An 18,899-nucleotide genomic window follows, 5' to 3' on the forward strand; every position below is an offset into this window, starting at 1 on the left:
GCGCCATGGATGCCCTGGCCGGCCTGCTGGAGGGCCCACGCGCGCGTGGCGCCTTCATGATCCGCGCGTGCTTCGACCCGCCGTGGGCCGTCCGCATCGAGGACCGCGCCCCGCTGACCGTGATGGTGATGGCCCGGGGCGAGGCATGGATCGTGCCCGACACGGGGGAGCGGGTGCTGCTGCGCCCCGGCGATCTCGCGATCGCCCGCGGCCCGGCCCCGTACACCTGCGCCGACGCCCCGGACACCCCGCCGCAGGCACTGATCCTGCCGGGCGGGAAGTGCCGCTACCCCGACGGCCGCTCGCTCAACGGCGTCATGGACCTCGGCGTGCGGACCTGGGGCGACCGGGCCGACGGCGCGGCCGTGATGCTGATCGGCACCTATCTGTGGCAGGGCGAGGTCGGCGGGCGGCTGCTGGACGCGCTGCCGCCGCTGCTGACGCTCACGGCCGAGGTGTGGGACTGCCCGCTCACCCCGTTCCTCAGGGAGGAGATCGTCCGTGACGAACCGGGCCAGGAGGTGGTCCTGGACCGGCTGCTGGACCTGCTGGTCATCGCCGCGCTGCGGGCCTGGTTCTCCCGGCCCGAGGCGGCGGCGCCCGCCTGGTACCGGGCGCTCGCCGATCCGGTGGTGGGGCGGGTGCTGAGGCTGGTGCAGGACGATCCGGCGCACCCCTGGACGGTGGCGTCCCTGGCGGCGAAGGCGGGGGTGTCCCGGGCGGCGCTCGCCCGGCGGTTCACGGAGCTGGTCGGGGAACCGCCGATGACCTACCTGACCGGCTGGCGGCTGGCCCTCGCCGCGGACGCGCTGCGGGACACCGACGACACCCTCGAAGCGATCGCCCGGCGGGTGGGCTACGGCAGCGCCTTCGCGCTGTCCAGCGCCTTCAAACGGGTCCACGGGGTGAGCCCGCAGGAGCACCGGGCGAGGGGGACGTAGGGCCGTGTACGAGGAACGGCCGTCCCGGCTCTCCGGCGCCGTCGTCTGGGCGAACACCTCGCCCGGCACCGGGCGCGTGCTCCCCGACGGCTGCATGGACCTGCTCTGGCACGAGGGCCGGCTGAGCGTCGCCGGTGCCGACACCCGGGCCCACCTCACCGAAGGCGAGGCGGGCAGCTGGGTCGGCGTGCGCTTCTTCCCCGGCTCCGCCCCCGCCTTCCTGGGCGTGCCCGCGCACGAACTGCGCGACCGGCGCGTCGACCTCGCCGACCTGTGGCCCGCCGCCGAGGTACGGCGGCTGGCGGGCCGCGTCGACGGAGCGGCCGACCTGCCGAGGGCACTGGAGGACCTCGTCCTGGAGCGCGCCGAGCCGCCCGATCCGCTGCTGCGCCGGCTGGTCGGCGCCCTGGACGCGGGCCGGACCGTCGGCGCCACCGCCGATGAACTCGGGCTCGGCGCACGCCAGTTGCACCGGCGGGCGCTGGACGCCTTCGGCTACGGGCCCAAGACGCTGGCCCGCATCCTGCGCTTCCGGCGGGCCCTGCGCCTCGCCGCCGAGGTGCCGTTCGCCGAGGCGGCGGCCCGCGCCGGATTCGCCGACCAGGCCCATCTGGCGCGGGAGGTCAAGGAGTTGGCCGGGGTGCCGCTGGGGGAGCTACTCGGCCGCCGGTAGCGGCGCGAACAGGTCGACGCCGTTGCCGTCCGGGTCGTGCACGACCGCGTACCGCTGGCCCCAGAAGGCGTCCCAGGGCTTGAGCTCGCCGTGGTACCCGGCGCCGGTCAGCTCCTCGTACACCGTGTCGACCTCGCCGGGATGGTCGCAGCGCAGGGCCAGCGAGTGCCGGGAGCCGGAGGGCGGCTGCCATCCGGGGTGGAGGGACCGGGCCAGCTCCTCGGTGTCCAGCATCAGCCGCAGCCCGCCGGGCAGTCCGGCCTCGGCGTGCGGCTCGTTCCCGGCCCCGTCGGGGAAGGCGAAACCGAGGCGGCGGTAGAAGGTGACAGCGGCGGCCATGTCGGAGACCACCAGCCCGAAGGCGTCGAATCGTGGAGTCATGCGCCCACCGTAGGCACCGCACGGGCGGCCGGTCTTGAAGGAAACGGACAGGGGCCGGGTGCCGCCGCCCGGCAACCGGGAGAGCACGACCGGTCGAGCCGCCGCCGTCAGTCGTAGGCGATCGTGCCGTACTCGTCCATCGCCGGGTGGATGCGCATGGGACCGTACGCGTCGTGGTCCGAGGGGCGCGGCGGTTCGGGGCCGTCGGGCCCCATGCGGAGCATGCGGTCGACCCGGCAGATCCGGAAGCGGCGCCCGGCCACCGTGCACGCGTCGGCGCGGCCGAGCGCCCGGAACTCCTCGGCGGCCCTGGCGTACACGGCCCGCGTGGCGTCGTCGTAGCGGTGCAGCGCGGCCCAGACCTCGGCCATCCCGTCGTACAGCCGGCGCCGGGCGTCGTGCGCGGTCGCCGCGAGCCCGCCGGACGGCTGCCAGCCGAGGCTGCCGTGCTCGACCACGCCGAAGCAGGTCGGCAGCAGCACGACCTCCGGATGGGAGCCGACCGCCCGCTCGGAGTCGGCGCACACCGCGGCCGGGACCGCGGCCGGGCGGTATGCGAAGTCCCGCAGCCCCAGCCGGGTCGCCGCGGCCATCGGGCCGTCGTCGTGGGCGGGGTCGAGGGCGAAGCCGACGTCCGGTCCCGGCGGGGGCGTGCGGGGCCGCGCCCAGTTCGGCTCGGCGGGCTGCGGATCCGTCGGCCGGGGCGGCTCCGGCCGCTCGCCGTCGCCGCGCGAGAACTCGTCCGCGCGCACCACCCGGTACCGCACCCCGCACGCCTCGACCTCGTTCACCGGCCGCTGGTCCAGCAGCGCCACCGCGGCGAGCAGTTCACGCCGTACGGCCGGATCGTCGGTGCCGTCCTTCGCCGTGAACCACAGATGGGAGTTGAGCCCGTCCCGGGCCACCTGCGGCATGGGGTCCACCACCGGCTTCAGCAGCCGCCAGCACGGCCCCGCCGCCGGATCGAGGACGGCGACCCCGAACACCGGCCCCCGCAGCACGAGATGGGGATAGCGCAGCGAGGCGTCCACCGCGTCGGCCTCACGCACCCAGGCGGTGGGGTCGTCACGGCGGATCAGCTCCTCCTGGAGCGCGTCGATCCGTTGCCGCCAGTCATCACTCATGCCCGCATTGTGATGAACGCGAGGCGAAGGAGAGGCCGAAACGACCCAACCACCGCGGCGGTTGGGGCGCAGGCCGTACGCTCGTCGGCCATGGGCCCGCGACTCCTCGTCTTCACCCGCACCACCGACTACCGGCACGACTCCATCCCGGCCGCCGTCGCCGCGCTGCGCACCCTCGGGGACTTCGAGGTCGACCACAGCGAGGACCCGGCCGCGCTCACCGCGCCCCTGGAGCCGTACGCCGCCGTCGTCTTCCTCTCCACCAGCGGCGAGGTGCTGACCCCGGCCGGGCGGGAGCGGCTGGCCGGATACATCGAGGCGGGCGGCGGGTTCGCCGGGGTGCACGCGGCGGCCTGCACCGAGTACACGTGGCCCTACTACGGCGAGCTGCTGGGCGCCCGCTTCACCCGCCACCCGGACTTCCAGCCGGGCCGCGTCCTGGTCGAGGACCCCGGCCATCCGGCGACCCGCCATCTGCCCCCCGTCTGGGACTTCACCGACGAGTGGTACGACTTCGACACCAACCCCCGTGCCTCGGCACGGGTGTTGCTGTCCGCCGACGAGACGTCGTACGAGGGCGGCGGCATGGGCGCCGACCACCCCCTCGCCTGGTGCCGCGAACAGGGCGCCGGACGCGTCTTCTACACCGCCCTCGGGCATGCGGCCGACGCCTACGACGACCCGCACTTCCGCGCCCACCTGCGCGGCGGCCTCACCTGGGCGGCGCGAGGCTGAACATCATCCCGCGCCAGGTCCACCCCGCCGCCAGGGCCGCCGCCCGCAAGGGGTCCTTGATCTGCCGGGAGTCGAAGCGGAACGTCTCGATCTTCCGCCGCCGCCCGTCGGCACCCCGCTCGTACGTCCACTGCCGCTCGGTCCAGTTCACCTGCCCCACGGAGTGCCGGCGCGCCACCACCCAACGCGGCGGATTCCCCGTCCGCTTGACCTCCCACTGCTCGTCGACGCTGCGCACCTCGCGCCGCCCGGGGACCAGCAGCATCCGTGTCTTCACGGTCCGCTCCAGCCGGCGCGAGGCCGACGGCGGGATCCGCCACTCCGCCACCAGGTCGGCCTTCTCCGCGGTCAGCGCGGTGCGTATGCGGTACGGCGCGTCCGGGCCGTTGAGCGCCAGCAGCGCGGCCCGGACGTCCGACGCCGACAGCGGCACGACCCCGTCCTCGGGGTAGCGGGTGCCGGTCAGCCTGTCGATGAGACCCATCGGGTCAACCTATGAACGACCAGCGGGACATGCCAAACTCGGCGCGGCCGTGCTCGCCCGCTCCACCAGCCGGGTCGACAGTTCGGTACGGGTGCTCTCGGGCCGGTCACCGGCCATCATCCGCACCAGCAGCCGCAGGGCCGTCGCCGCCATCTCGGACAGCGGCTGGCGGACCGTGGTGAGCGCCGGGGTGATCCAGCGGGACTGCGGCAGATCGTCGAAACCGACCACGCTGATGTCGTCCGGGACGCGCAACTCCCGTGCGGCGAGCGCCGCGTAGACCCCGTGCGCCATCAGGTCCGAGGTGACGAACAGGGCTGTCGGCGGCTCGGGGAGTTCCAGCAGCTCCCGGGTCCGGCGGCCGGCGAGGCTCTCGTCGGAGCCCGCGTACCGGACGTACTCGGGCCGGTGGCGCACGCCCGCCGAGGCGAGCGCCGAGCGGTAGCCGGCCACCCGGGCGCTGTCCGCGATGGTCTGCCGGTCCCCGGCGACCACGGCGATCCGCTGGTGCCCGAGCGCCAGCAGATGCTCGGTCGCCGTCACCCCGCCCTGCCAGTTCGCCGCGCCCACCGACACCACGCCCGGCGGGGGTTCGGCGACCGGGTCGATCATCACGAACGGGATGCGGTGCTGTTCGAGCCAGGCGTACTGGGCGGCGGTCGGCTCGGTCAGGTTGAACAGCACCCCGGAGGAGCCGCGCGTGGTGAGCTTGTCCAGCCAGCCGCGCTCCGGACGGTCGGACGTGGCCCGGGGTGTCCCGGCCGAGACGACCACCTCCAGGCCTGCGTCGTGCGCGGCCGCCTCCACCCCGTGCAGGACGGCGCCGGACCAGGAGGTGTCCAGGGTGTTCACCACCAGGTCGACGAACCCGGGTGTCCTGACCCCGTCGAAGCGGGGTCTGCGGACATAGCCGAGCCGGTCCAGGGCCTCGGTGACCCGGCGCCGGGTCTCGGGCGCGACGTCCTCGCGGCCGTTGACCACCTTGGAGGCGGTGGGCACGGAGACCCCCGCCTCCCGGGCGACCACGGCCAGGGTCGGCCCGGCCGCCGTGTGCGCACTCCCCGTACGGACCATCGGGAACCACCTCTCCGGCCCGCCCGAGGGCCGTCGGACGTCTCGCCCAGCGTGATAGTAAGCGCTTCCTACCCTAGGTTCGCCGCAGGATCTGCGGAAGAGCCGCCGCTGCCGGAGCCGTCCGGCCGGGAGGGTGCCGTGGGTCACGCCACCCGGGTCAGGTCCGCCCGGCGTACCTCGTGAGCGAGGGCGTGGCCGGCCGCCAGGCGTTCCAGTTCCGCCACGACCGTGCGGCCCAGGCGCTCCAGCTCGTTGCCGAGGGAGCCCGCGATGTGGGGGGTGAGGACGACGTTGGGGAGCCGGTACAGCGGGGAGTCGGCGGGCAGGGGCTCGGGTTCGGTCACGTCGAGGATCGCGGTGAGACGTCCGGAGACCAACTCGCCGGTGAGGGCGTCCGGGTCGACCAGGGCGCCCCGGGAGGTGTTGATCAGGGCCGCGCCGTCCCGGAGCAGCGACAGGCGGTCGGCGTCCAGCATGCGGTGCGTCCCGGGGAGGTCGGGGGCGTGCAGCGTGACGATGTCGCTGCGGCGCAGGAGGGTGTCCAGCGGCAGGAGTTCGGCTCCCAGGGCCGCCGCCTCCGCGGGGGTCGCGTACGGGTCGTGCAGGAGGACGTCGAAGTCGAACGGGCGCAGCAGCTCCAGCAGGCGTCTGCCCACCCGGGAGGCGCCGATGACGCCGACGCGGCGGCCCAGGTTGCCGGTGCTCGCGGTCTCCGCGGAGGTCGGCGGGGTGTGGGTGGTGCGGTAGCGGTCCCGGTGGGCGAAGGCGTCCTTCCCCGCCAGCAGGATCATGGCCAGGGTGTACTCGGCGACCGGAACGGCGTTCGCCGCTGCCGCACTGGACACGGTGACGCCGTGGCGCCAGACGTCCTCGCCGATCAGGTGGCGGACCGAGCCCGCGGCATGGAGGACCGCGCGGAGGCGGGGGGCGGCCGTGAGGAGGGCCGCGTCCAGCGGGGGGCAGCCCCAGCCCGTGATCAGGACGTCCGCCTCCGCCAGGGCCGCGGCGGCCGCGGGGGCGCTGAAGTCCCGGACGACCAGGGCGGGTTCGATGGCGCAGGTCTGCCTCAGCCCTGCCATGAGGGGCGGGGGGAAGAGCCGGGGGAGGTGGACGGGGTCCATCGCGAACACGGCCCTGGGGGGCTGCGCGGGGCGGTCGGGCATGGCTCTCCTGGATGGGCTGACGGACGCACTCGTAGAAAGCGCCTTCTACGGTAGATCCGGTACGAAGGGTGGTCAATGAGACCACCGGCGCACCGGTGACCGGCCGCCATTCGTCCGCCTCGTGGGGCGCCGATCAGTCGTGCCCGGGCGATCCACCGGAATACATCGGGGCGATGTGGTGCTCTGATGGGACCGGTGCGGGTCTTGGCGAAGGGCTGGTGGGCGGATGGCGGCGGACCGGACCGACCCCGTGGTCAGCACCCCCTACGGGGCCGTGCGCGGCAGGTACGAGCGGACGGTCGCCGTGTTCCGCGGCATTCCGTACGCCGCGCCGCCCTTCGGGCCCCGCCGGTTCCGGCCGCCGTTGCCGCCGGAGCGCTGGGACGGTGTCCGTGACGCGGGCGCGTTCGGGCCGACGGCGCCGAAACCGCCGTACTCCCCGGCCTTCGCGGAGTATCTGGCCGACCCGGTGGTGGTCGGGGACGACTGTCTGAACCTCAATGTGTGGACGCCCGATCCCAGCCCCGGGGCGCGACTGCCGGTCATGGTGTGGCTGCACGGGGGCGCGCTGACCCGCGGTTCCTCCGCCGTGCCCGTCTACGACGGACGGCACTTCGCCCGGGACGGCATCGTGCTCGTGTCCGTCAACTACCGTCTCGGGGTGGAGGGTTACGGCCTCTTCCCGGACGCCCCCGCCAACGCCGGGCTGCGGGACCAGCTCGCCGCCCTGGAGTGGGTGCACGCCTCGATCGGGGCCTTCGGGGGCGACCCCGGCCGGATCACCCTGGCCGGGCAGTCCGCCGGAGCGATCAGTGCGGGGGCACTGCTGGCCGCGCCGGGGACCCAGGGCCTGGTGCGGCGGGCGATTCTGCAGAGCGGGCCGCCCGAGGCGGCCGAGCGGGACAAGGTACGCAAGATGGTGCGCCGGATGGCCACCCGGCTGAAGATCCCCGCCACGGCAGCCGCCTTCGCCGAGGTCGACCGGGAACTGCTGCTGCGCACCCAGGCCGAGGCCGGCCGGCTCAGCAGTCCCGTGCTCGGCGGGCCCGCCTTCGGGATCGTCGTCGACGGCGACCTCGTGCCCCGCGATCCCCTGGAGGCGCTCGTCGACGGCGCGGCGGCGCGGGGCGTGGAGCTGCTGACGGGCTGGACCGGCGAGGAGTACCGGCTGTGGCTGGTGCCCGGCGGTCTGCTGGAGCGCGTCGACCGGCTCGGGCCGCTCGCGCTGGCCGGAGCCATGGCCCGCTGCCGCTGCGGTCCCGAGGTGCCCCGCGGCTACCGCACCCTGCGCCCCGGGGCCCGCACCGCCGAGATCGTCGGCCAGATGGTCACCGACCGCCTGCTGCGGAACCCGCTGCACCGCCTGGCGGACTCCCGCCCCGACACCTCGTACGTGTACGAGTTCGCCTGGCCGTCCATCCGGCCCGGCCTCGGCGCCTGCCACGCCCTGGAACTCGGCTTCGTCTTCGGCACCGGCGACGCCCCCGAGTCCGCGAAACTGGCGGGCGCGGGCACCCCGCCCGAACTCTCCGAGGCCATGCACGGCGCCTGGGTCCGGTTCGCCGAGCACGGCGACCCCGGCTGGCAGCACTGGGACGACAGCCACCCGGTGCGGATCTTCGGCGCCGGCGCCCCGCACACCGAGTACGGCCCCCGGGACCGCGAACTGGCCCTCTGGGCCGCCGACCCCACCCCGGAGGCACCCCCACCGGGCGGCCCACCCCTGCGCGGCCCGGAACTCCGGTCGGTAGTACGCCGCCTCCGCCTCCCGGGCGCGGTACGCCGCGACTGACCCTTGCCGGGGGGACGGGCGAGGGTCGGCTGTCGGTGCGAGGTGGACGTTTCCTGCCCCCGCACACCCGGCGATCACCTCCGACCCTCCCGGCAGCATCCGCCGATCGGGCGTGCGCCGGGTGTGGACTTGGGTCGGTGTGGCACGAGCTCGGCTGTCGGGGGCGATTCCGGCGTCGGGCGAGCGGCGGTGGCGCGTCAGGTGTGGACCTGGGCCGGTGGGGCGGGTCCGGTGGCGCCTCCGTGATCCCTGTGACCCGGGGCCCGGCCGGGAGGGCCTTCGGGTCGGGTGTGCGCCCGGGGCGTGTCAGGGGTGCACCTGGGCCGGTGTGGCACGAGGTCGGTTGTCGGGGCGAGTCCGGCGTCGGCCGTGCGGCGGTGGCGCGTCGGGTGTTGGCCTGGGCCGGTGGGGTCGTGCCCGGTGGGCGGGGCGGGTCCGGTGGCGCCTTTGCGATTCCTGTGACCCGGGGCCCGGCCGGGAGGGCCTTCGGGTCGGGTGTGCGCCCTGGGCGCGTCAGGTGTGACTTGGGCCGGTGTGGCACGAGGTCGGTTGTCGGGGCGAGTCCGGCGTCGGCCGTGCGGCGGTGGCGCGTCGGGTGTTGACCTGGGCCGGTGGGGTCGTGCCTGGTGGCGCCTCCGTGATCCCTGTGACCGGGCCCGGCCGGGGCGACCTTGCGATCGGGCGCCCGGGGTGCGGCAGGTGCTCCGGCGGGGTGGGACGCGAGCCCATTCGCCCAGGGTGAGGGGGTGTTTCCTAGGCCCGTACCGCCCCCGCGATCCCCGTGATCGTCTCCGGGCCCACTCGGCAGCAGCCCCCGATCAGGCGTGCTCCCTTGTCGCGCCAGGTGCGGACCTGGGACGGGGTGAAGGTGGAGCGGCCCTGCCACGTGCGGGTGCGGGCGTTCCAGGACTCACCGCTGTTCGGGTAGACCACCACCGGCTTGCCGGTGGTGCGGGCCGCCGTTGTGATCGCCGCGTCCACGTCCTGCGGCGCGCAGCAGTTCACGCCGACCGCGATCACCTCGTCCGCGTCGGCGGCGAGCGCGAAGGCATCCCGCAGCGGCTGGCCCGCGCGGGTGCGGTCACCGGCCACGGAGTACGACAGCCAGACCGGGACCCCGAGTCCGCGTACCGCCCGCAGCAGCGCCCGCGCCTCGTCGGTGTCCGGGACCGTCTCCAGGGCCAGCACATCGGGACCGGCGGCGGCCAGGACCTCCAGTCGAGGGCGGTGGAAGCGTTCGAGCGCGTCGACGCTCAGGCCGTAGCGGCCCCGGTACTCCGAGCCGTCGGCGAGCATCGCGCCGTACGGGCCCACGGACGCCGCCACCCACAGCGGCCGCTCCGCCTGCGCCCGGCGGGCCGCCGCACGGGCCAGTTCCACGCTCAGCGAGAGGAGCCCGGCCGCCCGCTCCGGTCCGATCCCGCGGCCCGCGAACCCCTCGAAGGTGGCCTGGTAGCTCGCGGTGATCGCCACGTCGGCGCCGGCCTCGAAGTAGGCGAGGTGCGCCTCGGTGATGGCCTCGGGCCGCTCCGCGAGCAGCCGCGCCGACCACAGCTCGTCACTCAGGTCGTGCCCCGCGGCCTCCAGCTGGTTGGACATCCCGCCGTCGAGGACGACGGGACCGGCCGCGAGGGCCTGGACGAAGGTGGTGGCGCTGGTCATGTCCTGACGCTAGTCGAACAGTGGTCGAGCGGCCGGTCGTGACCGGTGCGTGGGCACAGCGTCGTGATGGGGGATCAGGTCGTTCCGGTGATCGCCGTCAGGGCCTCGCGCAGGGCCCGGTCGCCAGGCGGGCCGGCGGGCCAGCGGGCGCCGACATGGCCGTCCGGGCGTACCAGCAGCGCCCCGTGCGGGCCGAGGTCTCCCAGGCCCGCGGGCAGCCGCTCGACGCGCAGCGGCCAGGGCGGGGCGAGCTGCCCTTCCCAGGCGGCGGGGTCGGGGGTGAGCAGGGTGAACCACTCGCCGAAGGTGTCGAGCGTGGAGCGCTCCGGTGCCAGCCAGAGGTGCGGCATACGGTGCCCGGGGCGCGTGGTGGGGACGTAGTCCGTGCCCTCGTCGTCCGGCTCGGGCGGGGCGCTGCCGTCCGGGAGCACGGCGCCGGAGTCGTAGGCGACGCCGAGCACCAGCCCGAGCTGCGCGAAGTACCGCTCCGTCCACGGCAGTTCGACCTGTTCCGAGGGCGCGGCCCCGCTCGCCGACTGTTCCTGGCGCCGGGCCTGCACCTGGAACAGCAACTGGGCGTTGGCCACCGCCTGGGCGAGCGTCCGGTGGGCGACGGGGACCCGTTCGCGCTCGTAGCTGTCCAGCAGGCCCGGTCCGGCCCACCCGCGCAGGACGCCGGCCACCTTCCAGCACAGGTTGTGCACATCGGCGATCCCGGCGTTCATGCCCAGGCCGCCCACCACGGGCACCGCATGGCAGGCGTCACCGGCGAGCAGGACGCGGCCTCGGCGGAAGCGCTCGGCGACGAACGCGTTCATCACCCAGTGCTGCACCCGCAGCACGTCCACCCGCACATCGGTTCCGGTGCCGAGCGTGTGCGTGACGAGACCGGCCCAGTCGGTGTGCCCGGGGTCGGCGGGGGTGGCGCCGACCCAGGCCCAGCCGCCCTCGGGGTAGAGCGGGATGACGGAGCCGTGGGGGGCCACATAGAGACCGGCGGGGTGCCGCGCGCACCAGCGGCCGAGGTCGGCGTCGAAGACCACGGTGGTGACGTCGGCGATCGCCCCGGGGCCGGCGGTGCCGATGCCGAGCAGGTCCCGGACGGTGGAGTGCGCGCCGTCGGCGGCGAGCAGACAGCGGGCCCGGACCCGCGTGTGCTCGCCGCTCCCGTGGTCGACGAGGTGGGCCACCACCCCGTCCTCCTCCTCGGTCAGGCCGGTGAGTTCGACCCCGAACCGCGCCGGCGCGGACGCCGCGGCCAGCAGATGCGGTTCGAGCCGGTCCTGCGAGGTCATCACCCCGAGCGCCGGGCTCTCGGCCACCGGCGCCTCGATCCCGACCAGCGCCGCGGAGGCGAAGTCGGGGGCGGCCAGGGTCTCCCGGAAGCGGATGCGGCCGTACTCCGGCCCGAACGCGGACGCCGTGATCTTCCCGTCGATCCCGAGCAGCCGGAAGATCTCCATCGACCGCACGTTGACCAGCCGGGACCGCGGAAAGGGCGACAACTGCCGGTGCTTCTCGACCAGCAGGACCCGCAGGCCCCAACGCTCGCACAGGGCCCGGGCGGTGAGCCCGACAGGCCCTCCGCCGACGATCAACACCTCTACCTCGTCGTCCACGGGGACGTCCTGATCCACCATACGTTGATTTCATCACTTGTTGAGTTCAGTGGCAATGGGGTTGAGCTCGTCCCGTCGGACCCGTTGACCTTCCCGTAACACACCCATACCTTTTCGGCGTTCGCCATGTCAGATGTTGTTCGCAATGCCGAACCGATCCGAGGAGAGTGCGTGAGATGAGACGTGCGTACGCCACCCTGCTCGCCCTCTGTCTGGCGCTCGCCGGAGCCCTGGCCACCGCCGGTCCCGCCCGGGCGGCACCGCAAACCGTCACCAACGGCACCCAGTTCACCGACACATCGGGCAACCCGGTGCACGCGCACGGCGGCGGCGTCATCAAGGTCGGCGCGTACTACTACTGGTTCGGCGAGAACCGCAACGCCGACAACACCTTCCGGTACGTCTCCGCCTACCGCTCCACGGACCTGAAGAACTGGGAGTTCCGCAACCACGTCCTGACCGAGGCCACCGACCCGGAGCTGGCCACCGCCAACATCGAGCGGCCCAAGGTCATGTACAACGCGGCCACCGGCACGTTCGTGATGTGGATGCACAAGGAGAACGGCACCGACTACAGCGAGGCGCGCGCGGCCGTCGCCGTCTCCGACACCGTGGACGGCGACTACACCTGGCGGGGCAGCTTCCGCCCGCTCGACCGGCACATGTCCCGGGACATCACGGTCTTCGTCGACACCGACGGCACCGGTTACATGGTCTCGGCCGCACGGGACAACTACGACCTGCACATCTACCGGCTGACCGCCGACTACACCGGCATCGCCGCCCTGGTCGCCGACCCCTGGCACGGTGGCCATCGCGAGGCCCCGGCGCTGTTCAAGCGCAACGGCGTGTACTTCATGCTGACCTCGGGTGCCACCGGCTGGAACCCCAACCAGCAGCAGTACGCCACCGCGACCTCGCTGTCCGGCCCGTGGACCGCCATGAGGAACGCCGGCGACGCCACGGCGTACGGCTCGCAGACCGCGTACGTCCTTCCCGTGCAGGGGACTTCGGGCACCTCCTACCTCTACCTCGGCGACCGCTGGGGCAACTCCTTCGGCGGGACCGTCAACGACTCCCGGTACGTGTGGCTGCCGCTGACCTTCCCGAACGCGACCACCCTGTCGATGGCCTGGACCCCGGAGGTCACGGTCGACACAGCCACCGGCTCGCTCACCGGCACGAACGCGACGTACTACTCGCTGACCGCCCGGCACTCCGGCCGGTGCGCCGACGTGACCAGCCAGTCGCAGTGGCAGGGCGCCCAGCTCAAGCAGTACGACTGCAACGGCGGCGGCAACCAGCGCTACTGGTTCAAGCCGGTCGGCGGCGGCCACTACCAGCTGATGGCCCGGCACAGCTCCCTGTGCGTCCAGGAGAACGCGAACACGGTGACGCAGGAGACCTGCGCCGCCTCGGCGGTGAACCAGCAGTGGTCGCTGACCACCACCGGCTCCTACGTCACCGTCGTCTCCCGCGCCACCGGCGAGTGCCTGGACGTGAATGGCGCGTCCACCGTCAACTCCGCCGCGATCATCACGTACACCTGCAACGGAGGGACGAACCAGCAGTGGACGCGCGCAAGTTGAGACGCATCAGCGTCACCCTGTCGGCAGCCGTGGCGCTGAGCGCAGCGCTCAGTGCGGTCCCCGCACACGCCGGTGAACCGGCGCCGGGCCTGGCGAACTGCACCGCCTCCGCCTGCCACTTCGACCTCCCGCCCGGGACGTACGACGTGAAGGTGCTGCTGGGCGACGACACGGAGTCGAGTACGGCCATCACCGGCGAGACCCGGCGCGCCCTGCTCCCCGAGACGGCGGCGGGCGCCGGTGAGCGCGCCGCCCGCAGCTTCACCGTGGACGTCCGCACCCCCGAGGGCGAACCCACCGGCCCCGCCGGAACCGCGGGGCTCGACCTGGCCCTCGGCGGCTCGGCCCCCGCCCTGGCCGGCATCCGGGTCACCCCCGCCCGGCACGCCCGCCAGATCCTCCTCATCGGCGACTCCACGGTCTGCGACCAGCCCGGCGACCCCTACTACGGCTGGGGCCAACAGCTCCCGCAGTACCTCCGCAAGGGCCTGTCGGTCGCCAACCACGCCGATTCCGGGGAGAGTACGGTCACCTATCTCGGGAACCCGCTGCTGTGGGCCACCGTCCAGCCGCGGATCCACCCCGGCGACCTCGTCCTCGTCCAGCTCGCGCACAACGACAAGACCACCGACGAGGCCACCTACCGCGCCAACCTGGAGGCCCTGGTGGCGGGCGTGCGCGAGCGGGGCGGTGAACCCGTGCTCGTCACCCCGGTCGTGCGGCGCTGGTTCAACGCCGACGGCACGCTCGACAACGGCACCGCGCTGCTGGTGAACGGCCTGGGCGTGGACCATCCGGCGGTCGTCCGTTCGGTCGCCGCGGCCGAGGGCGTGCCGCTGATCGACCTGACGGCGAGGACGAAGGCGCTGGTCGAGTCGCTCGGCGTGGAGGGCTCCAAGTCCCTCTACCTGTACAACGAGAAACGGGACAATACCCACACCTCGGTGCGGGGAGCCACCGCGTACGCGGAGCTGGTCCGTGACGAACTCCTCCTCCAGGGGCTGGTGCCCGAGGGCCTGGTGAGGGTGGGATGAACCCCTGGGGCGCCTCGACCGGAACCGGGGCGCCCCAGGTCTGTGTCCCGAGCCATCTGGAGAACCGATGCAGCTGCCTCCCGACGACCGCATCCTCAGCCCCCGCACCGGCTGGACCCGCACCCACTGGGAGGCGGCCGCCGACGCCCTGCTCGCCGCGGTGGAGCCGTACGCCACCGCCGACCGCGCCCTCTACCACTTCCCCGGCGACCGGGTGAGCGCCTCCGGCCGCCTCTCCGACGGCCTGGAGGGCTACGCCCGTACGCTGCTGCTGGCGGCCTTCCGCCGCGACGAGACCGCACTCGGACGCTACGCCGAGGGACTGGCCGCGGGCGTCGCCGGGGTATGGCCCCGCGTCGGGCACCGCAGCCAGCCCCTGGTGGAGGCGGCCTCCATCGCGCTGGCCCTGCGGCTGACCCGCCCGCTGCTGTGGGACCGCCTGGACGACACCGTGCGACAGCGGGCGGCGGTCTGGCTGGGCGACGCGCTCACCGCCGAACCCTGGCCGTGCAACTGGGAGTTGTTCCCGGTCACCGTCGGCGGCTTCCTGGGTTCGATCGGCCATCAGCCGGAGGTGTCCCGCAAGGCGGTCGACCGGGGCCTGGAACGCATCGAGCAGTGGTACGTGGGCGACGGCTGGTACACCGACGGCGACGGCCGCAAGTTCGACTACTACAACGGCTGGGCGATGCACCTCTACCCGGTGCTGCACGCCTGGCTGGCGGACGACCCGGAGCTGCTGGCCCGGTACGGCGGCAGACTCGCCCGCCATCTCCAGGACTACGCCCACCTGTTCGCCGCCGACGGCGCCCCCCTGCACCAGGGCCGCTCCCTGACGTACCGCTTCGCGACGACGGCCCCCCTGTGGCTGGGCGCCCTGACGGGCCACACCCCCCTGCCACCGGGCGAGACCCGGCGCCTCGCCTCGGGCGCCCTGCGCTACTTCCTGGAACGGGGCGCGGTCGACGAACGGGGCCTGCTGACCCTGGGCTGGCACGGCCCCGAACCCGCCCTGCTCCAGGACTACTCGGGCCCGGCCTCCCCGTACTGGGCGAGCAAGGGCTTCCTGGGACTGCTGCTGCCGGCGGAGCACGAGGTGTGGACGGCGACGGAGGAACCGGGCCCCGCGGAACGCTCCGACGCGGCGTACCCGGTGACCCCGCCCAACTGGCTGCTCCACTCCACCGTCTCGGACGGCCTGGTCCGCCTGCACAACCACGGCAGCGAGGAGGTCCGTTACGACCCGTACTACACGCGGCTGGCCTACTCGACGTCGACGCGGCCGGCACCGTCGTACGACAACACCGTGTTCGTGGGCGACGACCCGAGCCGCACGGACATCGAGCCGCTGGGCGTGGGCGACGGCTGGGCGGCCTCCCGCCACACCGTCTCCCCGGGCGTCCGGGTGACGAGCGTGGTGCTCGTGCACGGTGCCGTGGAGGTGCGGATCCACCTGGTGGTGGGGGCGGAGCCGGGGACGCCGGTACGGGTGACGGGCTGGCCCGCGGGAGACGGCGTCCGGGCGGAACTGGCACCGGCCCTCGCCCTGGACGAGGAACTCAGGGGAGCCATGGGGGACGGGCCCACGCTCTTCGCCGCCCTCGCCCGTCTCACCGGGGAACCGGATCCGGCCGAGCTGGCGGGGACGGCCACGCTGAGCGCGGAGGACGCCGGGGAGGTCGTCGTGGAGTGGGCCGAGGGTCCGGAGGCCCGGGTCCGGGTGGGGGACGGGTCGGTGGACGTGTCCATCGTTCGGCGGGGGCCGAACGGACCGGGGCCCACCATGGCCGCATGACCGCCTTCGCCCGCCTCCACCACACCGGCGAACCCCTCCTCCTGCCCAACGCCTGGGACCACGCCTCCGCCCTGGCCCTGGCCGGCGAGGGCTTCCGGGCCGTCGGCACCAGCAGCCTCGCCGTCGCCGCGGCGGCGGGACTGCCGGACGGCGCCTCGGTGACCCGGGACGACACGCTACGGCTCGCCCTCACCCTCGGGAGCGGGCCGTTCCTGCTCTCCGTCGACGCGGAGGGCGGGTTCAGCCAGGACCCGGACGCCGTCGGGGAGTTCGCACGGCACCTGGCCGCCGTCGGCGCCGTCGGCGTCAACCTGGAGGACGCACTGGGGTCCGCGGACCTGCACGCCGCGAAGATCGCCGCCGTCAAGCGGGCCGTACCGCACCTCTTCGTCAACGCGCGCACCGACACGTACTGGCTGGGGGACGGGGACGAGGGGGAGACGCTGCGTCGGCTCGACCTCTACCAGCAGGCGGGCGCCGACGGGGTGTTCGTCCCGGGCCTGACCGACCCCGCGCGGATCGGCGCCCTGGTCCGGCACCTCGACACCCCGCTCAACATCCTCTGGTCGCCCGCCGGACCGGCCCTTGCGCACCTCGCCGACCTCGGCGTGCGCCGCGTCAGTCTCGGGTCGCTGCTGTACCGGCGGGCGCTGGGCGCGGCCCTGGAGACGGTGGCGGACATCCGGGCCGGGCGGGCCCCCGGCGGGACCACACCGACCTACGCCGAGGTGCAACGGGCGGCTCAGGCACCGGACTTCGGCTCGCACGGCCAGTGCACTAGCGCCACGTGAAGCGCCTCCACCGCCCGGTCCCAGGAGCGGCGGACGTCCCTGGGCGCGCCGAAAGCACCCGCCGACTCCAGGGCGCAGTAGCCGTGGAAGGTGCTGCGCAGCAGGCGCACCGCGTCCGTCAGATCGGGTTCCTCCAGGCCGTACCCGCGGAGCATGCCGTAGGTGATGTCGGCGGTACGGCGCAGGGCGGGGGAGTCCGCCGGCAAGGCAGGGTCCACCGGGAGCTGGGTCGCCGCGTAGCGGCCGGGGTGTTCCAGGGCGTACGCCCGGTAGGCGTCCGCGAAGGCGGCGAGGGCGTCCTTGCCCGCCCGGCCGGCGACCGCCAGGGCGATCCGGTCGATCATCTCGCCGCCCGCCAGCAGCGCGATCCGCGCCCTGAGGTCCTTGAGGCTCTTGACGTGCGAATACAGGCTGGCGTCCCGCACGCCGAAGTGGCGGGCCAGCGCGGAGAGGGACACCTTCTCCAAGCCGACCTCGTCGGCCAGCTCGGCCGCCGCCGCCGTGAGCCGCTCGGCGGTCAGTCCCGCACGCGCCATGACACCGCCCTCCGGACCCAGTGCGCCTGGGGAGCAGCCTAGTCGTCCTGGGCAGCGGCTGCCCTCGCCCGTCCGCTCAGCCGATCGGCGCGTAGAGCACGCCCAGCTTGTCGATCTCCTGGCCCGACCGTCCCGTGAAACCGACGATCTGCCACCCCGGGGGGCGCGGTGAAGGTCGTGGCGTCGGAGGTCGCCGTACCGGCCGACAGGGTCCGGCCCCGGTCCGTGGTGAAGGCCGCCGAGAAGATCCTGGTCCGGCCGTCCTTCTGACCCCGTGTCAACCGCACCGAGGTGAGGTGCTCGCCGGAGCCCAGGGTCAGGGAGGCCGCGGTGCCGCCCGTGCCACCGTGGGCCAGGGCCGTACCGCCGTCGTGGGTGAGCGCCACGGCGTCCAGCCGGGAGCCGCCGCGCAGGGTGAGGGTCCGGGGGGAGGCGGTTCCCGGCAGATCGTCGGCGTCGGTGAACGCCGTCCCGTGCGGGCCGCCGAAGAAGTCGCTCGCCCTCAGGGACGGGCTGAGGGAGTAGGAGAAGCCGACGGTGTGCGGGAAGTGGTCGGAGAGGTGTGCGCCGTCGTCGCGGAGGAAGGACGCCCACGCGTTGTGGTAGCGGGTGGCGTTCAGGGACACGAGGGCGCTGCCCCGGTAGAGGACCTTGTCGACCACCTCGCAGCCGTCCGTCGGCGCCGCCGCGTCGCAGACCAGGGCGTCGCTGCCCGGCGCGGGCGCGGTGCCGCCCCGGACCAGGTCGACCCACGGGTCCCGCAGGCCGTTCTCCGACAGCAGCGTGCGGATGTTGTCGCCCGCGCGCGTGTAACGCGTGTTGGTGTCGCCCATGACGATCACGGCGTTGCCCGCGGAGTTGGCCCGGATGAAATCCGACAGCTGCTCGATGTTGGCGCGGCGGGCGGCGAGGGCGGCGTCGGTGACATCGGCGTTGGTGTGGACGTTGTAGAGGTCCACGAAGACGCCCTCCGCGAGCCGGACCCGGGCCAGCGTGAACCCCTTGGGGGTCAGGCAGTCCGTGCCCGTGCAGTCGTTCCAGTCGACCCGCTCGAAGTCCTCGAAGGCGAAGTGGGACAGGGTGTTCAGGCCGTCGCCGACCCCCGCCCCGCCGCTGGTCGCGGTGCGGTGGGGGTGGGTGTCGTGGGCGTACAGGGAGGCGTGGTAGTTGAAGTCCTCCTGGACATGGACGATGTCGTACGGGCCGAGCCGCTGACCGATGAGCGGGGTGTTCGTCGCCGGGTCGCTGTCGCCGAGGCCGAGGGGGAGGCCGGCGATGTTGTAGGTCAGCACGTCGAAGGAGCCGGAGGCGGCGGTCGCGGGGCCCGCGCCGGTGGCGGTGAGGCCGGTGAGGGCCAGCGCGGCGGCCGCGAGGGTGCCGAGGACTCGTCTCATGGTGGCGGTGTCTCCGTCGGGGGGGTGCCCCTATGTCTTTGGTCAAGGTGGATGGGTGCTGATTCGGGCGTCTGGAACGATGTGCCTGTGCATGCTGATGATCAGGTTGGCG

The 18,899-nt window shown here is 74.0% G+C and carries 16 protein-coding genes and 1 pseudogene; 8 read left to right on the plus strand and 9 right to left on the minus strand.

The genetic code is table 11. From position 1 onward, the window contains the following. Positions 1-5: 5 nt before the first annotated feature. Together ACFYW5_RS35465 and ACFYW5_RS35470 are read left to right on the plus strand one after the other, a co-directional pair. On the plus strand, positions 6-941 hold the full coding sequence (locus ACFYW5_RS35465) for an AraC family transcriptional regulator (RefSeq protein WP_389421263.1): 936 nt from the start codon (positions 6-8) through the stop codon (positions 939-941). A gap of 4 nt (positions 942-945) precedes the next feature. After that, positions 946-1,614 carry a DUF6597 domain-containing transcriptional factor gene (locus ACFYW5_RS35470; protein WP_389421264.1) on the plus strand — a complete coding sequence of 223 codons (669 nt, stop codon included), beginning with the start codon at positions 946-948 and terminating at the stop codon, positions 1,612-1,614. Here the strand turns inward: ACFYW5_RS35470 and ACFYW5_RS35475 are convergent. Both ACFYW5_RS35475 and ACFYW5_RS35480 read right to left on the minus strand, forming a co-directional pair. Beyond that, positions 1,597-1,995, minus strand: coding sequence for a VOC family protein (locus ACFYW5_RS35475; RefSeq protein WP_389421265.1), 399 nt, complete (start codon positions 1,993-1,995; stop codon positions 1,597-1,599). The genes ACFYW5_RS35470 and ACFYW5_RS35475 overlap by 18 nt on opposite strands. A gap of 107 nt (positions 1,996-2,102) precedes the next feature. Continuing rightward, complete coding sequence (locus tag ACFYW5_RS35480; RefSeq protein WP_389421266.1) at positions 2,103-3,119, minus strand: DUF5954 family protein; 1,017 nt, start codon at positions 3,117-3,119, stop codon at positions 2,103-2,105. Positions 3,120-3,209: 90 nt separating this feature from the next. On the opposite strand from ACFYW5_RS35480, the gene ACFYW5_RS35485 reads away from it, so the two are divergent. Next, positions 3,210-3,854 (plus strand): ThuA domain-containing protein, encoded by a 645-nt coding sequence (locus ACFYW5_RS35485; RefSeq protein WP_389421267.1) that lies wholly within the window; start codon positions 3,210-3,212, stop codon positions 3,852-3,854. On the opposite strand, the gene ACFYW5_RS35490 is transcribed toward ACFYW5_RS35485, so the two are convergent. From ACFYW5_RS35490 to ACFYW5_RS35500, 3 genes are all read right to left on the minus strand, one after another. Continuing rightward, on the minus strand, positions 3,832-4,338 hold the full coding sequence (locus tag ACFYW5_RS35490; RefSeq protein ID WP_389421268.1) for a hypothetical protein: 507 nt from the start codon (positions 4,336-4,338) through the stop codon (positions 3,832-3,834). The genes ACFYW5_RS35485 and ACFYW5_RS35490 overlap by 23 nt on opposite strands. A 9-nt stretch (positions 4,339-4,347) precedes the next feature. After that, on the minus strand, positions 4,348-5,412 hold the full coding sequence (locus ACFYW5_RS35495) for a LacI family DNA-binding transcriptional regulator (RefSeq protein ID WP_389421269.1): 1,065 nt from the start codon (positions 5,410-5,412) through the stop codon (positions 4,348-4,350). Between the two features lie 143 nt (positions 5,413-5,555). Continuing rightward, the gene (locus ACFYW5_RS35500) at positions 5,556-6,575 is read right to left on the minus strand and encodes a hydroxyacid dehydrogenase (protein ID WP_389421270.1); all 1,020 of its coding nucleotides are present in this window, start codon (positions 6,573-6,575) and stop codon (positions 5,556-5,558) included. A 226-nt stretch (positions 6,576-6,801) separates the two neighbouring features. Here ACFYW5_RS35500 and ACFYW5_RS35505 point away from each other — a divergent pair, with 226 nt between their 5' ends. Next, positions 6,802-8,367, plus strand: coding sequence for a carboxylesterase/lipase family protein (locus ACFYW5_RS35505; protein ID WP_389421271.1), 1,566 nt, complete (start codon positions 6,802-6,804; stop codon positions 8,365-8,367). A 753-nt stretch (positions 8,368-9,120) separates the two neighbouring features. Here the strand turns inward: ACFYW5_RS35505 and mmuM are convergent. Both mmuM and ACFYW5_RS35515 read right to left on the minus strand, forming a co-directional pair. Next, positions 9,121-10,029: a homocysteine S-methyltransferase gene (gene mmuM, locus ACFYW5_RS35510; RefSeq protein WP_389421272.1), complete on the minus strand. Its 909-nt coding sequence runs from the start codon at positions 10,027-10,029 to the stop codon at positions 9,121-9,123. A gap of 74 nt (positions 10,030-10,103) precedes the next feature. Further along, on the minus strand, positions 10,104-11,669 hold the full coding sequence (locus ACFYW5_RS35515) for an FAD-dependent monooxygenase (RefSeq protein WP_389421273.1): 1,566 nt from the start codon (positions 11,667-11,669) through the stop codon (positions 10,104-10,106). Between the two features lie 155 nt (positions 11,670-11,824). Here ACFYW5_RS35515 and ACFYW5_RS35520 point away from each other — a divergent pair, with 155 nt between their 5' ends. From ACFYW5_RS35520 to ACFYW5_RS35535, 4 genes are all read left to right on the plus strand, one after another. Then, positions 11,825-13,237, plus strand: a complete 1,413-nt coding sequence (locus tag ACFYW5_RS35520; protein ID WP_389421274.1) for an RICIN domain-containing protein — start codon at positions 11,825-11,827, stop codon at positions 13,235-13,237. Then, positions 13,234-14,271, plus strand: coding sequence for a rhamnogalacturonan acetylesterase (locus ACFYW5_RS35525; RefSeq protein ID WP_389421275.1), 1,038 nt, complete (start codon positions 13,234-13,236; stop codon positions 14,269-14,271). The genes ACFYW5_RS35520 and ACFYW5_RS35525 overlap by 4 nt, the downstream gene beginning before the upstream one ends. Positions 14,272-14,338: 67 nt before the next feature. Further along, positions 14,339-16,066, plus strand: a complete 1,728-nt coding sequence (locus tag ACFYW5_RS35530; RefSeq protein WP_389421276.1) for a DUF2264 domain-containing protein — start codon at positions 14,339-14,341, stop codon at positions 16,064-16,066. Then, the gene (locus tag ACFYW5_RS35535; RefSeq protein ID WP_389421277.1) at positions 16,063-16,857 is read left to right on the plus strand and encodes an isocitrate lyase/phosphoenolpyruvate mutase family protein; all 795 of its coding nucleotides are present in this window, start codon (positions 16,063-16,065) and stop codon (positions 16,855-16,857) included. Before ACFYW5_RS35530 ends, ACFYW5_RS35535 begins: the two co-directional genes overlap by 4 nt. Here the strand turns inward: ACFYW5_RS35535 and ACFYW5_RS35540 are convergent. Together ACFYW5_RS35540 and ACFYW5_RS35545 are read right to left on the minus strand one after the other, a co-directional pair. Then, positions 16,809-17,393, minus strand: a complete 585-nt coding sequence (locus ACFYW5_RS35540) for a TetR/AcrR family transcriptional regulator (RefSeq protein ID WP_389421278.1) — start codon at positions 17,391-17,393, stop codon at positions 16,809-16,811. The genes ACFYW5_RS35535 and ACFYW5_RS35540 overlap by 49 nt on opposite strands. Positions 17,394-17,469: 76 nt before the next feature. Further along, positions 17,470-18,787 (minus strand): annotated as a pseudogene (locus ACFYW5_RS35545) (jacalin-like lectin). Between the last annotated feature and the right edge of the window lie 112 nt (positions 18,788-18,899).

Source organism: Streptomyces sp. NPDC002779 (genome assembly GCF_042888685.1).
Taxonomy (GTDB): Bacteria; Actinomycetota; Actinomycetes; order Streptomycetales; family Streptomycetaceae; genus Streptomyces.